This window comes from Nostoc sp. PCC 7107 (genome assembly GCF_000316625.1).
Taxonomy (GTDB): domain Bacteria; phylum Cyanobacteriota; class Cyanobacteriia; order Cyanobacteriales; family Nostocaceae; genus Nostoc_B.
Genome location: NC_019676.1, coordinates 5,542,852 through 5,557,843, shown reverse-complemented (window position 1 = coordinate 5,557,843; position 14,992 = coordinate 5,542,852). Strand labels below are relative to the sequence as shown.

The 14,992-nt window shown below is 39.1% G+C and carries 15 protein-coding genes, 1 tRNA gene and 1 pseudogene; 6 read left to right on the top strand and 11 right to left on the bottom strand.

Annotation, left to right across the window (positions count from 1 at the left end; genetic code table 11):
* Positions 1 to 28 precede the first annotated feature (28 nt).
* From NOS7107_RS29530 to NOS7107_RS29525, 7 genes and pseudogenes are all read right to left on the bottom strand, one after another.
* Positions 29 to 163: a PIN domain-containing protein gene (locus NOS7107_RS29530; protein ID WP_253274477.1), complete on the bottom strand. Its 135-nt coding sequence runs from the start codon at positions 161 to 163 to the stop codon at positions 29 to 31.
* 2 nt (positions 164 to 165) lie between these two features.
* Complete coding sequence (locus NOS7107_RS23705; RefSeq protein WP_253274476.1) at positions 166 to 471, bottom strand: type II toxin-antitoxin system VapC family toxin; 306 nt, start codon at positions 469 to 471, stop codon at positions 166 to 168.
* A 2-nt stretch (positions 472 to 473) separates the two neighbouring features.
* Positions 474 to 746 carry a DUF2281 domain-containing protein gene (locus NOS7107_RS23700; protein WP_015115471.1) on the bottom strand — a complete coding sequence of 91 codons (273 nt, stop codon included), beginning with the start codon at positions 744 to 746 and terminating at the stop codon, positions 474 to 476.
* A 66-nt stretch (positions 747 to 812) separates the two neighbouring features.
* Positions 813 to 1,763 carry a MoxR family ATPase gene (locus NOS7107_RS23695; RefSeq protein ID WP_044501099.1) on the bottom strand — a complete coding sequence of 317 codons (951 nt, stop codon included), beginning with the start codon at positions 1,761 to 1,763 and terminating at the stop codon, positions 813 to 815.
* Positions 1,764 to 1,834: 71 nt separating this feature from the next.
* Positions 1,835 to 2,923, bottom strand: coding sequence for a DUF4350 domain-containing protein (locus tag NOS7107_RS23690; RefSeq protein WP_015115469.1), 1,089 nt, complete (start codon positions 2,921 to 2,923; stop codon positions 1,835 to 1,837).
* A 33-nt stretch (positions 2,924 to 2,956) separates the two neighbouring features.
* On the bottom strand, positions 2,957 to 3,571 hold the full coding sequence (locus NOS7107_RS23685; protein ID WP_015115468.1) for a DUF4129 domain-containing protein: 615 nt from the start codon (positions 3,569 to 3,571) through the stop codon (positions 2,957 to 2,959).
* A 41-nt stretch (positions 3,572 to 3,612) separates the two neighbouring features.
* Positions 3,613 to 3,802, bottom strand: a pseudogene (locus NOS7107_RS29525) (DUF2243 domain-containing protein); the annotation flags it as partial.
* A gap of 318 nt (positions 3,803 to 4,120) precedes the next feature.
* Here NOS7107_RS29525 and NOS7107_RS23680 point away from each other — a divergent pair.
* Together NOS7107_RS23680 and NOS7107_RS23675 are read left to right on the top strand one after the other, a co-directional pair.
* Entirely contained in the window at positions 4,121 to 4,693 is a 573-nt protein-coding gene (locus tag NOS7107_RS23680) for a LemA family protein (RefSeq protein ID WP_015115467.1), read from the top strand.
* 38 nt (positions 4,694 to 4,731) lie between these two features.
* Entirely contained in the window at positions 4,732 to 6,615 is a 1,884-nt protein-coding gene (locus NOS7107_RS23675) for a DUF3137 domain-containing protein (RefSeq protein ID WP_015115466.1), read from the top strand.
* 33 nt (positions 6,616 to 6,648) lie between these two features.
* Here the strand turns inward: NOS7107_RS23675 and NOS7107_RS23670 are convergent, their stop codons facing one another.
* From NOS7107_RS23670 to NOS7107_RS23655, 4 genes are all read right to left on the bottom strand, one after another.
* Positions 6,649 to 8,841, bottom strand: a complete 2,193-nt coding sequence (locus tag NOS7107_RS23670; protein WP_015115465.1) for a tetratricopeptide repeat protein — start codon at positions 8,839 to 8,841, stop codon at positions 6,649 to 6,651.
* Positions 8,842 to 9,143: 302 nt separating this feature from the next.
* Positions 9,144 to 9,323, bottom strand: coding sequence for a ssl1498 family light-harvesting-like protein (locus NOS7107_RS23665; RefSeq protein WP_015115464.1), 180 nt, complete (start codon positions 9,321 to 9,323; stop codon positions 9,144 to 9,146).
* Between the two features lie 174 nt (positions 9,324 to 9,497).
* Entirely contained in the window at positions 9,498 to 11,996 is a 2,499-nt protein-coding gene (hetF, locus tag NOS7107_RS23660) for a cell division protein HetF (protein ID WP_015115463.1), read from the bottom strand.
* Positions 11,997 to 12,322: 326 nt separating this feature from the next.
* Positions 12,323 to 12,409 (bottom strand) — tRNA-Ser (locus NOS7107_RS23655).
* A 110-nt stretch (positions 12,410 to 12,519) separates the two neighbouring features.
* Here NOS7107_RS23655 and NOS7107_RS23650 point away from each other — a divergent pair.
* The 4 genes from NOS7107_RS23650 (at position 12,520) to NOS7107_RS23635 (ending at position 14,965) form a co-directional block, all read left to right on the top strand.
* Positions 12,520 to 12,888: a 2Fe-2S iron-sulfur cluster-binding protein gene (locus NOS7107_RS23650; protein WP_015115461.1), complete on the top strand. Its 369-nt coding sequence runs from the start codon at positions 12,520 to 12,522 to the stop codon at positions 12,886 to 12,888.
* A gap of 56 nt (positions 12,889 to 12,944) precedes the next feature.
* Positions 12,945 to 13,505, top strand: a complete 561-nt coding sequence (locus tag NOS7107_RS23645) for a thermonuclease family protein (protein WP_015115460.1) — start codon at positions 12,945 to 12,947, stop codon at positions 13,503 to 13,505.
* Positions 13,506 to 13,605: 100 nt separating this feature from the next.
* Positions 13,606 to 14,418 carry an inositol monophosphatase family protein gene (locus tag NOS7107_RS23640; RefSeq protein ID WP_015115459.1) on the top strand — a complete coding sequence of 271 codons (813 nt, stop codon included), beginning with the start codon at positions 13,606 to 13,608 and terminating at the stop codon, positions 14,416 to 14,418.
* Between the two features lie 160 nt (positions 14,419 to 14,578).
* Positions 14,579 to 14,965, top strand: a complete 387-nt coding sequence (locus NOS7107_RS23635) for a COG3650 family protein (protein WP_015115458.1) — start codon at positions 14,579 to 14,581, stop codon at positions 14,963 to 14,965.
* Positions 14,966 to 14,992 lie beyond the last annotated feature (27 nt).

The following is a 14,992-nucleotide window of genomic DNA, read 5'->3' as shown; positions in this document are numbered from 1 at the left end:
GCTAATTTTTGGAAGTATTTTTAGAAATCTAAACCCAACTTTCCCAAGCAATTTCTCTTACTTGTTGCATTCGCTCAAAGTCACTATCGCATGAAACAATTATCAATGAATGGCGTAAAGCTGTCGCAGCTATCCAGAGGTCATTTTCACTAATCCCGATCATATTTAATTGAGTTGTGCTACGTTTAATTTTTCTTTGGGGCCAAAATGCTTGATTAGGTCAGATTTAAATTCACCATAAATTTCTGTAGTTTCTTTATCGATTCCATATAAGTTAATTCGCTGTAAAAACGCATTTATTTTGATTAAGTTAGCGGCTTTCTGTTGCGAATTTTGTGCCATAACGCATAACTCTCCTGCCACAATGACGCTAGTAGACAGTTGTATTTGACCGAGCGATCGCAGGTGGTTAGCAACACTAAGTACACCCTCCATCAAAAAGGAGCAATGATTGGTATCAAGAAGATACATGATTAAAATTCAATTTGCATCCGGCTTTCATGAACTAGTTGCAGACATTCTCTGATATCTGAACCTTCCCAACTCCCGACAAATTCTAATAAATCTTCAGCAGTAGAATTAGTAAAATTATGTTCTGCCGTAAGTGGTTGAGAAACTTGGTTATTTGCTGATATATTTTCTGGCTGGTGTTTGGATTGCAAAAACTGAATAAAATCTAAAATTTCCTGTAATAAAGGTTCAGGTAATTTTTCTATTTCTTGGTTAATCTGTTCTTTAATTGTCATTTTCACCTCGATTATTTATCTAATTGTAAGCTATTGATTGTCTTATCAAGTTTTATCATTCATAACTCATCTTGGTACTTGAACTTGATTGATTACTGACGCAATAATCGCATCAATTTGTAAACCATCTAGCATAGCTTCTGCTTTAAGTAGTAAGCGATGACGTAACAAAGGTGAAGCCACAGCTTTAACATCATCTGGTGTGACAAAATCCCTTCCAGCTAACCATGCAGCAGCTTGCGATGTTTGCAACCAAGCACCAGCAGCACGGGGTGACGCACCCAAAGCTAAATCAGGAAATTGACGCGAAGCTCTCACTAAAGCTAAGAGATAATCGATAATCTTTTCAGATACTTGCACTTGTTTAACTTCTTTTCGTGCTTCTAAAATTTCGGCTACAGTGGCGACAGGTTTTAAACTACTAATATCTATCCGTCGCGCTGCAAAACCGGCTTGACGATTAAGTAACATTTGCTTTTCTGCGGCTTGATCGGGATAATCTACTAATAGTTTGAATAAGAACCTATCTAATTGCGCTTCTGGTAAAGGATAAGTCCCTTCAAATTCCAAGGGGTTTTGTGTTGCAATTACCCAAAATAAATCCGGTAAAGGTAAACTTTCACCATCCAAAGTGACTTGCATTTCTTCCATTGCTTCTAACAGCGCCGCTTGTGTTTTGGGGGGAGTGCGGTTAATTTCATCTGCTAGTAACACTTCTGTAAAAACTGGCCCTTTCTTTAAGGTGAAATTGCGACTATTTAAATCAAAAATATTCGTCCCTGTAATATCAGAAGGTAAAACATCTGGTGTAAGTTGAATGCGGCGAAAGTCTCCTTGAATTAGCTGTGCTAATACTTTGACTAAAAGTGTTTTACCTGTTCCTGGTACACCTTCCAAAATCACATGTCCACCTGCTAATAAGGCTACTAGCAATTGTTTGATAAGGCTAGATTGTCCGACAATGATTTGATTAAGGTTTTGGTCAAGGTCAATAAATACAGAATGATTTTGGCTCATAATTTTTATGAATAAAATACTCAAACATAAACATACAGATGCTGCTGTCAAAGTTGGCGCAAAATAGGAAATTACTTGGGTATTTCCTTGAGAGTTCGCCATTTTGCCAACCAGCTTAACAGTTCTCGTTCACTTATGCGCTGTTTTCGGGTAGATAATTTTAATACTGTGTCCAGTTCGGCTGGATTTGTACCTGTTTTTTCTTGCCAAACTTGCAATAGTGTTTGGTGTTCTAGTAATGTTGTGCCTAATCCTAAAGCTTTTTGGAGTTGTCGTTGTTCTTCTTTACCCACCATTTCTACTACAAAATCGCTAGATTCGGCTTTTTCTAAAACTCCCGCTAGTGCTTGGATATATGCTTGGCTATTGTCTATAACTGGAGCTTCTAAGGCTATGGGTTTACCAAAGCGTTGATTTTTTGCCCAAATTAAAACTAATAGTAAAACTCCTACTTGAACTAGTGCAGGAAACAGCGGTGTTTTGGCAAAATAGCTGAATAAGTCGCCGTCTCCTTGACTCTGCTTGACATCAGCATCTTTATAACCGTGAATATATTCATCTACAAATAATTTGTTGCCTTTTTGATTGACTAAGCTGGCAAGATATTGAAAGTTGCTTAAATTATCTTGATAGGCATTAGCCGCTAAATAGGGGGTATTAGAAAAAATTACTTTGCCTTTTTCGGTTTTTTCTTCCCAAACAATAGCACCAAAGCGATCGCCTAAAGAAATGCTTGGTTTTTCTACTTTGATATTACGTCTTTTTGTGGCAATTTTAATATCACCAAAATTTGATTTTTGCAGAGAGTGAAATTTAGCTTCTGTTGCAGGTGTTTTGACACCTAAAATTACTAAATTATTGCCTTTATCTAACCATTCCTGTTCGTCAAATAATAAATAAGCTCCCCTAGGTGAACTACTCACCCTTAACATGGTGACAGGAGCTTTTTCAGGTTTAAAATTTTCTAGAGGCTTTTGCCAACGCTGAATAGTTATACCTTGTTGCTGCATATAAGCATACCAAGCACCATAGCCATCAGCAGCCCGACTATAAGTAGAACCAGTGTAAATTTTATTATTAGGAGCAGCGAATAAACTAAGTAAAATTATTACACCAAGTGCGATCGCTCCTATCCAAGCAATGCGGTTTGATTTTTTCATATATCAAAAAACTAAACGTTTAAACTTCACACTTCATACTTCCTGATTAATAATTTCTTGGTATGCCTGCTGACATTGTTGATAATTTTCTGGCAAAATCTCAGCATTGCCAAAACATAATTGTTCGTGGGTAGTAATCAAGGTTTCGTAAGGTTGGACTGGGGTGACAGTTGAGCGTAGCAATTGTAAATACTCTCCATCTGTGCGGCTAAATTTGTGAGGAACCAGCTTAATATCATGCAAATGTTGTAAGATTGCCAAGTAAAGACAACGACAAGCTTCACGATAATTACCCTGACGGTAAAATTCTTGCGATCGCTCTAGCAACAGTGCTACAGATAAATCATGAGCGCGGTTTTTGTTCGCAGCATCCGCAGCATTTTTACCCCCAGACAACCAAGAATATATATATGGACTGAATTCTAACCACAAGCGCCAAACAACAAAAGCCAAAAATCCTGCAAGTATCAGCCAAAACAACAAAATTAGTAAATTACTCAGCCAAGGACTAATTCTCCAGTCTGGGGACAAGTTTGGTACAGAATTTTGAAAGCGGTCAAATTGGTATTCTATCCATTCGCCGATTTGTTGCTGGAATTGAGAAACTTCCCAACTCAAGCTAGTTTTTTCAAAGGTATCAGTAGACATAAAGAAAGTTAGTAACTTTTTTTGCTCTTTTGTAGCATTGTTCAGCCAACAAACACAAGCAACTCACCAAATTACGAGAAATCCCAAATCCCAAGCTCACTTATTTATCCCTGGCTTCACATGATGGATACTGAGGATTGGGTGGTCAATTATACCTTCAATCACATCAAATAATCCTGCTTCGATGAGTATAGACCCAAAAAAGGTTGATTACGACCAATCAACTATTTCTCATAGAGAGCGATCGCACACTTGCAGAAACAATACCAGAAATTGGGTGATATGTAAGTAGAATTTTACGTGCAATTTAAGTAAATATATGCAGACTAGATGAATAATATGTTTTGGTTTACATCATTATGAGAAAGTTGATAGTATCAATTTAAAAACAATCCTGATAAATATAGAAATTATTTCATTATTTCTACTGAATATCCAAATAATTTAATAAACTTATTACTTAATAATACTGTTATTCTTAAGCTTTAAATAATACTAAAATTTAAATTGCCTGAGTTAAAGACCATTGATATATTTACAGTTACCAGTATGTCTATTTCACCAGCTTTCATACTTTTTAGTTTCTGGCTAATAACTGCATTTCTATTTGCCAATTTTTATAATAAGCTAATTAAAAGTAAAAATCAGGTTGATTATGCCTTCTCTACAATTGATGTGTTGCTGCAAAAAAGATGGGATTTGATACCTAATCTTGTAGCGGTTGCAGAAAAATATATGCAATTTGAGCAGAAAACTTTAATAGAAATTGTCAAACTCAGAACTAAAGTAATCTCAGAACGTGTAAGTGAAAGTACAAGAGTGACAATAGAAGACCAAATATCGAGAAATTTAGATAATCTTATCGTCACAGTCGAATCATATCCAGAACTCAAAACCAACGAGCATTTTATCCAGTTACAGTATTCGCTGACTGAAATTGAAGAACAGATTTCAGCCGCGCGAAGATTTTATAACAGTGCTGTCACTGAATATAACAATACTATAGAAATGTTTCCCACAAACTTATTTGCATCGTGGATGAACTATCAGTTAAAAATACAATTTCAAGCATCTCTGCAAGAAAAACAAAATGTGAATGTTAGAAATCTCTTGAATCAATAAAGCATCGTGTGATTGATAAAATTTTATAGGGAAATTTCATGTCTAATAATTTAGATCTGTTCCAATCAGGGTTAGAAGCACTCAAGCAAGAGCATTATTCAGAAGCAGTCAGTTTGTTAGAAAATTTTTGTCAAAAATACGAAAAATTGCCTGATATTAAATCTAAGAAAATTTTTGAGGCGAAAGCAGCTTTAGTCAAAGCATATCACCTCAATGGAGAACCTCAAAAAGCCCGTTTATGCTGTCAACAACTAGCAGAATATAACAATCCACAAATTCAGGCTTGGGCGCAGCAAATTCTCAAATCTTTACTGGCTGAATCTGCGGTAGTAAAAAATCAGCCTCTTTTAACAGCAGAACAAGCAGCGGAATTACTTTTAACTGGAAATAAAGCGCTAAAATTTCGGCGCTATACTGAAGCTGTTCAAATTCTAGAGAATTTTTGTCAAGGAACTGATGCAGGATTCAAAGATTATTATCAAGCACAGATGTGGCTAGTTAAAGCCTATAAGGGAAATGAACAATTAGAAAAAGCGATCGCACTTTGTCAACAACTTACTAATAGTCAGCAAGAAGTCACACAGATTTGGGCGCGACAATTTCTCTCAACTTTATTACCAGCGAATTTTGCTGCTTCAGAATCAACTTCTCAACCACAATCTCAAACCATACAGCCAGAAGAAAAAAATGCTGATGTCAAAATCACGAGGAGGAGTTTAAATGAGTTTAAAACCTTTTGTCAAGAAAATTTGTTAGATGATTTAAAAGAACTAGAATCAGTTAGAAAACAAACTATCTTATCAATCTCATTTGTTAGTATTATTATATTCATCATGTTTTGCCTTTTAGTCAAATTCTTCCCCCTAGAATATCTGATTTTTTGTTTTGTTCATAAAATTCCCTTACCCTATTTTCTCATATTTTTATTTTTACTAGGATTTTTAGCTTGTTTATGGGGTTGGATTGCTTTTTATACTTCTGCTATAGAAACCTACGCCAATGGATTTAAATCAAAAATTATTCAAAAGATTTTTGACTTTATTAATACCAATGAAAGTCTCAGTTATTCTAGTTACGCCTCAGAAGCAGATAATGAATATACTTTGTCTGCTTTCATTCGTAGCCAAATTTTTCCAACATTATTAAAACCGAATAGAATACAGCAAGAAGAATGTATTTTTGGACAAGTTAATCAAACACCAATGTTTTTTTCAGAAATTTGTACAGAAGTCGAATTACAGCATCGGTGGATAAAATATCTAACTTTTTCTCAACATTTAAAAACGTTGGGTTCTATGATGGTTCCTCCATTTGTGATTAGAATGATTTTTGGATTTTTACTGCCGCTATATTCTATATTATTAGTCATCAAACTTATTAAAAGTATTCCTTACATATTTATTAGAATACTTCGAGGTAAACGAATCAGTTATAGACATTTTGATGAAGAAATAATGAAAAATGAGGTTTCGAGAAGAACAGTATTTAAAGGATTATTTTTTCAAGCTGACTTTAATAAAAAGATAAGCGCTAGAACTATAGTTTTACCGAATTTATTAAATACGAATATTCATGCTTTGCACCAGAATAAAGAAAATTTAGTTAAATTAGAAGACCCGGAATTTTCGCAATATTTTACTGTTTATGGCGACAATCAAGTTGAAGCCAGATATGTTTTGTCTACAAATTTAATGACTAAGCTAGTTAAATTTAGAAAGAAAGCTAGAAAAAATATTTATGTATCATTTCTCCAAAATATGATCTATATAGCTATTGATTATGCAGATGATATTTTTGAACCCAAACTTTTTCAAAAAATGTTAAGCTTTGCCCCTATGCGAGAATATTTTGAAAATATCTATCTCATGCTCGATATTGTGGAAGATTTGAATTTGAATAGACATATTTGGGGAAAAAATTAATAGCCATACAGTGCCTAAAAGATAATAGTTTTTTCACAACTTTGCCAAAATTTCCGGTAATAACTGACCGGGAACTTTTGATAAAGCTAAATTTTGTCCTTGAATGCCTAATTCGTTATGGAAGGCGCGGATTGTTTTGACTAGATAAGCAAAGGTAGTTTGATAAGCTTCTGGTTGTTTACTTAATCCATTTAAGGCTTGCAAATGATGATCTAATGCTACTTCTAAATGGTGCGATCGCGTGGGTTTATCGCCATTAAAAGAATTATCTGTCACTAACTGATAATGGGCTAATCCTAAGTTATTATGAGCAGCCAACAAATCAAAACTTAAAGGTATTCCATTGAGAGAATGTGCCAAAGCAATGGCTTCTTCATAAGCAATAATTGATAATTTTAGTAACTTTTGCTTGCGTTCTTTGGTGGTTTGCGGTAAGTTCGCTAAATGCCAGTAAGCTGTAGCTAAATTATTTTGGGTGGCAGCACAAGCACTCGGAACATTGGCGGCGGTACGGTATCTTAAAGCTTCGCAGTAAACATCAATAGCTTGCTGAAGATTGTCGGCTGGTTGTTCGTATTGGGCTAAATTCCAGTAGGCTGTGCCGATATTATTTTGAATCATCCCATATTTCAGAGGTTCTTGGTCGGCATTGTAATGAGCCAGTGCTTGGTTATATGCAGCGATCGCTTTTTTCAGATGCAGCACTGGTTGATTATATTGTCCCAGATGCCAGTAAGCTGTACCTAAATTATTTTGGCAAGCCGCATATTTCAAAGTATCCATCTCCGCCGTCCGATGGGCTAATGCTTCTGTATAAGCAGATACTGCCTGTTGCCAATTTTCCGCAGGGTTAGAAAACCTCGCTAAATCACCAAATGCTGTTCCCAGATTATTTTGCACCCGCGCATAAGTTTCTGGGTGAGTCTGCGGTGAAATCATCTTCAAAGCTAAGTGATAAAATTCAATCCCCTGTTCAATGTAATTTTGTCCCGCCTCAACGTTGGGTGGTGTGCGGTACAACATCCAGTACAATGTGCCTAAATCATTGAGAATATCGGGTAATTGTGGTGATTGTTCATCGTAAGCGATCGCTTCTTGATAAGCCAAAATTGCTACCATCAAGTTTTCTAGGGTGGAATGTCCTTGCTCAATCCGCAAACGATATAAGTTACCCAATTGATGATAAGCTGCGGCCAAATCCTCTTTTGCAGCTTGCTTGATATGTAATTCTTCAATAACCAGCAGAATTTGTTGTGGTTGCCAATTCTCATCTTCTTCTTGAGTAATTTTGGCATTAATTGTCGCTAATACTAACTCTGTTAACTCCTGGCTAATATGAGATAACGAAGACAGTGATGGACTAGGGCTAGTAACCAGAGATTCTGGTAATTGAGATTCTTGCTTGGTAAATCCTGGCGGTGGTGGGGGAATTTCTAAAACACTACTAAGCCGCTTCGCTGGTGTTTCTACAGGAACCGTACCATTTTCTGTGGGAGGTGGGGCTTTGGCTGGTGCTTCAATTGTCGATTCATTAACACTAGTCCCCTCTAAATTCCCAAAATCCAAATTTCGGGAATTAGAAACACGTTCTGGATAATTGACATTGCGTTTTGCTGGCGTGGGTTCTCCCGCAAAAGTAAATATCCCCGTACGCCAACGCCAAAATTGGGGCGCTGACTGCTGAATAGCTGACAACCAAGGACGCGAAATCCACAACAGCACAGTAGATTCTAAGAATCCGCTAGATTCTTGGCTAGAAAAAGCTTCTTCGCAGAGGCGCAGAGAATGTAAGAATAACCGTTGCACTGCTACAGGTTGCTTTGTTAGCTGTTCTACACCCACAATTTGAAATGTCGGTATTGGTAAAGGTCTACCAGGGTTGTCTTTGGTTACACCGACAATTGGTGGGGGATAATTAGCCAGCCATTGATTGATCTGGGCTACAGGGTTAGGCTCGTTTAAATTCAACCGCAAAGTCACTAATCGCGGGTAAGCTGGAGTGCTGCTAATTTCCTGTCCATCTTGGGGCTGATATAAAACTTGCCCAACTGGATAAGCTAACGTTGAATGCAGCCGCGCTGCTACTTGATTTCGCAACTGTAAGTCGTCACATACTGCTAAAAACAGTTGTCTTCTTAAGCCCAAACTGAGGGCAAGTTTCAAACGGTGATATACTTGCCGATTCCAAGCAAAATTATCGTGGTGTGCCGGATCATTCACGCTCATGGTGGCTCAACAGCCAAAAAACAGTGTACATCACCTAAACAAGGTTTATTTTAAGTAGACCTATCTAGTTCGGGGTAATCTTCTCACAGCCTGGATTACCACGCAAGTGGCTTTTCTACTTACTATTGCTCTTAACTGAACGTTATTGAACTATGACTGCCATTGTCAAGCCGGAACGCAAAATTTTATGCCGATTCTGACTTTAGAGTCTTGACATCACCCATAAAAAACAGGTTCCCTTGACAACGAAAACCTGAAATACTACAAGAAAATTAAATTTTATTAACAAAAACAGTTTTTATTTAACTGAGATGAGAAACGGAGAAGGCGACAAAAATTAAGCCGCCGACCAAAACTGTCGCGGCGACACCAAGGATAATATAGTTACGCTTTTGCTCTGCTGTGGGAGGTTCTGCTTGATAAACCTTTGGCTCTTGGGCAAAATTGTTAAGACGACCACCTTCTTCATTCGTGTAGGGCATGAAGTAATTCCTTAATTCTAAACATCATTATTATTATTTAATGTTACAGAAACTTATCTCTTCTGCTCTCCCTGTCAGAGACAAATTGTTACATTTTATCGAATTTGCATATCATATATAAGATAGAATATCAAGCTAAAATTTATTGCTAAAGGGGAAGGGTGTTGCTCATTCCTAAGTTTTTTGTTGCAGGAGCGATCGCCAATCGGTAATGGCCTTTTCTGTCCAAAGCCAATTATTACTTAATTTATTTACCTGAAAATTTACTGGGTCTTGATTAATTACCAATTGACGCAACTTAATCGCTTCTTTCATATATTGACCTTGTTTCGCCACAGGTTGACTGCGTGCAGATTTATACAATCCCATTGCTAAACCGGCGTAGGCAGTCAAGGCATCGTGAGGAACGGGAGAATTCTGCACAGAAAGAGCTACACTTGCGGAATTTTGCTGATTTAAAGCTAAATTTAGCGCCTTAAACCAAGAATCATTAGCGCGATTGACATTACCTTCTGCGTAGTAGGCAAAGCCCAAAGCATTGGTATACAAAACCGAGTTTGGTTCTGCTTTCACTGCAACTTCCCAAAAACGTCGGGCATCATCAATGGTATATTTTTTATCTCCAGTCTGAATTAACTGCCAAGCTAGTCGTCCTTTAAAAAAGTTGAGTGCAGGATCATTTCCTTGCTTAATTGGCACAACATTTAGGGCAGTTTGGGCAGATTGTAATGCGCCACGATTGAATAATTCTTCTACAGCTACCAACCCAGCCGACAAGTCACCTTGGCTTAATTTTTCTGTGGCACTAGTCGCAATAATAGCGGTGGGACTAGTTTCTAAGTTAATTTTCTGATTAGTTTTGCTAGACAAAGACTGCTGAACGGGTATTTGGGGGATATCGGCAAAAGTTGAAGGGCGGCGCATTTGCCACCACCAACCGAAACCGAGGATACTAGCGATCGCACCTGCCCCAAAAATACTCAAAATTAGCCGCCAATTAAGGCGACGAGGTTTAGGTACAGATGTGGGTAACGATGCCTCATAAGCCTGCCAATCTTCTTCCTGACTGGCTACAGTTTCGTTGGGTGTTGCACCCAAATTTCCCCATGATCCTTGTCTGTCAATGGGTGTTACCTCGCCACTCATTTGTCTAGCCGGAAAAATATTTTCTCTGTGATTGGGTGGTACTTCGCCAGTCAAGGGAGATTGACCATTATTGCTGGGTATTTGCTGGTCTATCTGGCGAAACAAATCCGAAACTATGGCTGAATCTTCGGCATAACTGGGGTCGTCATATTCAATTTCATCAACTAAATCGCCCCAAGTCTCTTCACCCAACCAGTCCAACTCCGAAGCATCATGACCTAAACCCGGCATCATCTCATCAATGGGTAAAGCTATCTGGGCTTCATCCGTCATAGCAGAGTAGGTTGTAGTGGAAGTTACCTTCACACTGCGATTCTTGTCATTCAGCGACTCTGTACTGGTAAAAGTCGAAAGTTCTGTTCCCAAAAACCCATCAAATTCTGGTTGAAGATACAAAATTGGTAATGCCCAATAAGTTTGGTGGGAACCATAAGCTGAAATTAATCCCTGACGCACCCGACTAACACATAAATCTACCGGATATCCTTGATTTAGGTTGCGATACAAAAGTTGGGTCAGGGTGAGTGCAACTTCATCAGGAATGCGTTCTGACATTGCCAAAACACATTTGATTCCGCGTCTGACTAAACTTTCGGTCAGGTTACGTTCGCTTGTTTCTTCTGTTGTATCGGTTGTGGCTGTGTAGGCTCCCCAACAAGAGTTAAACACAGCCATTTGAATATTATTATTGACGAGCAGACCTGCTAAGTCATCGCCACTCAAGGTTTCTGTCAAGCCAGTTCTGCTACTCACCAAATAAATTTCGCCACCACTTGAGCCTAAGTCACTATGACCGGAGTAGTGGAGAACTTGGTATATACTTTGTTCTAAGGCTTGGGTTAATTCTTCCCTGCCTGGCTGATCTAAAATAGTCAGTTCAATTTCGGGTAGGGAAATGCTACTGTCGGCAGTGCGGGAGGCATGACGATGCAATTCGGCTTGCAATCTCAGGGCTTCTTGCTTCAATAAACCCAGACGTGTTTGATCTGTGGGCGATGCCAGCACCATTAAAACCCTGACTACACCATCTTCTGGCAGTTGGGGTAAATTTCTGGAGGGCAAGCGAGGGTTGGAGAGAATGCCGCTTTGGTAGCGCGAGAATGCTACATAAGGCCCCGTTGCTAGAGGGCGATCGCCTGCGTGCATGACTTCCCAAGGCAGACGTGCTAACCTATTATCCTTAAGACCTAACCGGAGGCGCAGTACTTGTTGATGGTTTTGGGCAATGCCTTGAGCGGTAATCCAACTATCTCTGAGAGTGCCTTGAAACAGGGCATTATAAAATTGCTGACCCAATGCCACCAAGTTTACAGAGTTTCTGGCGATGCCTGCGGCTGACTGTATCAACGCATCTCCCTGTAAAACTGACCTCAAAGGATCATTCATCAAATGTCCTGCGGCTGCTAACCAATCAGCAACAGGCCAAGTCACTAGTTCTTCTGCCAATGGCACCCCAGGCGCGACTTGTTCCGTTCGCACCAAGTAGTCATTCTGCCCTACTGGAGTTACGGAAATGTGAAATTCCATACAAGTAACGCAATCTCAATATTTTTACCCGTCAAACCCTCATTCATGCTCAATAGATGCCCAAAACCTGGATTTCCATTTTTGAACATCACATTTTAGTATATGGCTATACTCAATGCTCATGTTCAAACAATGCTCATTCCTAATTATGACAACTGGAGAACATTTTTAGTTTCAATTATTCAGGTTTTAATTGACTCTGACTATAGTCACACAACAGAATTTTAGGTTGACTAATAATTATTTTTTAAAGAGTCTCAATAATTTTATGCTGCAATAAAAACTACAAAATTTTAAAATTTTGTAGTTTTCGCTATATCCAAAAACGGAGAGGGAGGGATTCGAACCCTCGTTGAAGTCACCCCCAAACAGACTTTCCAGGTCTGCGCCTTCAACCACTCGGCCACCTCTCCAGGTGTCACAATTTACTATTGTAATATAAAATTATAGAAAGTGCAAACAACATATTAAAAGACATTTTAGAGTAGAGATCTAAAGGTCAAAACCCAAATTCAAAATCAAGATGTCCTGTACATACACAATTAAAGTCCGCGATCGCGCCACTGGCAAAGAATACACCTTCCAAGTCCCCGATGACCGCTACATCCTACACTCTGCCGAAAACCAAGGGGTGGAATTGCCTTTTTCCTGTCGTAATGGGGCTTGTACCGCTTGCGCTGTCAGGGTTTTGTCGGGAGACGTTGACCAACCAGAGGCGGTTGGTTTGTCCTTAGAGTTACGTCGACAAGGTTATGCTTTGCTGTGTGTGAGTTACGCCCGTTCAGACTTAGAAGTGGAGACACAAGACGAGGATGAAGTCTACGAACTCCAATTTGGGCGTTATTTTGCTAAAGGCAGAGTCAAAGCAGGTTTACCATTAGACGAAGATTAAAATTTAGTTTTTCTAGTAGAGGCCGTTTTGGCCTCTTTCTAGAAACAGGAGTAAATATGCAAATCACTACAGTTTTAGGGCGTTTTGGGTTTTGGACGCGAAAAATAGCTATATTAACCTGCTTATTACTACTGGTAAGTTGTCAAGCCAAAAATCAGCCCGCAGATCATCAAATGCTGGTGAAAGTGGCGCGTGTGGTCAGCGGGCAAAGTTTAGAAGTTTTGGGTATGGGTGAACAACCTAATTTTGCTTCTCCAGTGCGGTTAATTGGCATTGATGCGCCAGATTTGCGACAAAACCCCTGGGGAGATGAAGCTAGACAAAGCTTAGAAAAGTTAATTGGGGGGATAGAACAATCAATCAAACTAGAGTTTGATATTGAAAATAAAGATAAACTGGGGCGGACACTGGCTTATGTATGGAAAGATAACAAGTTATTAAACGAACAAATAGTCAAACAAGGATATGCGCTATTTGTCGGGCGATCGCCCAATCATAAATACGACCAACGCCTAGAACGCGCCCAACAATGGGCAAGAATTATGGGCGAAGGGATTTGGAACCCAGAAAACCCTATGCGCCAAACTCCGGCGGAGTTTCGCTTTTTGAATCGATGAAAGTGCTGAGTCGAAGATATGGGGAGAGTTACAAATAACTCTTGACTATTGACTCTTGACCATTAACCATTGACTCTTGACCAATGACTCTTGCTAACCCATGACTCAACTACAAACTTTTCTCGATATTGCTACCGAGGCGGCTTTAGCTGCGGGTGTAGTTTTACAAGGTTACTTAGGCAAATTAGAAGATGCAGTCACAGAAAAAGGCCGCCCCGGTGATTTGGTAACGGCGGCGGATAAAGCCTCAGAAGCAGTGGTTTTAGAAATTCTGCACCGTCACTTTCCTTTGCATTCAATTTTGGCGGAAGAATCAGGTAAGATAGGCAATCAAGATAATGAATTTCTGTGGGCGATCGATCCCTTAGATGGAACTACCAACTACGCTCACCAATACCCTTTTTTTGCTGTTTCTATTGGGTTGTTAATTAACGGTGCGCCACAGGTAGGGGTAATTTATGATCCACTACATCATGAGTTATTCCGGGCGGCGGCTGGCTTAGGTGCAACCCGTAACCGCCGCCCCATCCAAGTTTCTGAAACAAGTGAATTGGGTAAAAGCTTATTAGTCACTGGCTTTGCTTACGATCGCCGCGAAACCTCAGATAATAATTACGCCGAATTTTGTCACCTGACTCATCTTACCCAAGGGGTGAGACGTAGCGGTTCAGCATCCATTGATTTAGCATCTGTAGCCTGTGGCCGTGTTGATGGTTACTGGGAACGGGGACTTTCACCTTGGGATATAGCAGCTGGCATAATTTTGTTACAAGAAGCTGGCGGTAAGGTTACTGCCTATGATGGTAGTCCTTTGCAAATCAATTCCGGTCGACTTCTCGCCACTAATGGTTACATTCATGACATTCTCAGCCATGAATTAACACAAGTTCCGCCGTTGTCTTCTTGGAAATAGATACAAAATTTTTCACAGCCGATACAAGTCTTTTATTGTTGTTGAAAGGTTAAAACTATTATGCCTTCACCCCAATGCTGTTGGGGCTTTTTATGACAAAGCGGAATTGGCATAGTCAATGTGTATCTATTGAATATTCATCACATAAAAATCTTGAGCAATGAAAGCTTTGATCCCTTATGTTGCATTGTTGGGCTTGAGTGCTGGTTTACTGGTTCACAGTTCTAGTCTGCAAGCAGTAACTCCTAACAGTGAAAAATTTGTCGCTGTAGGTACAGAACCTTTTTGGAGTGTAACTGTCAGTAAAAATAGCATTGTTTACTCTTCTCCAGAGGTGAAAAAACAAACCTTTCCTTACGTGAAACCTTTAACAGCAGCAGGCCGTCCTGCTGATTTGGTGAGAGTTTACAAACTCAGGGGAAATAATATGTTAATTCTGGAAAAAGTCAGCGCTTGTAGTGATGGGATGTCAGATAAACAATACCCTTACTCGGCTGTTTTGATATTGGGTAATAAAGTTTTAGATGGTTGCGCCCAGAAACAATAATTTAAGGAGATAACAGCTTCTATCAAG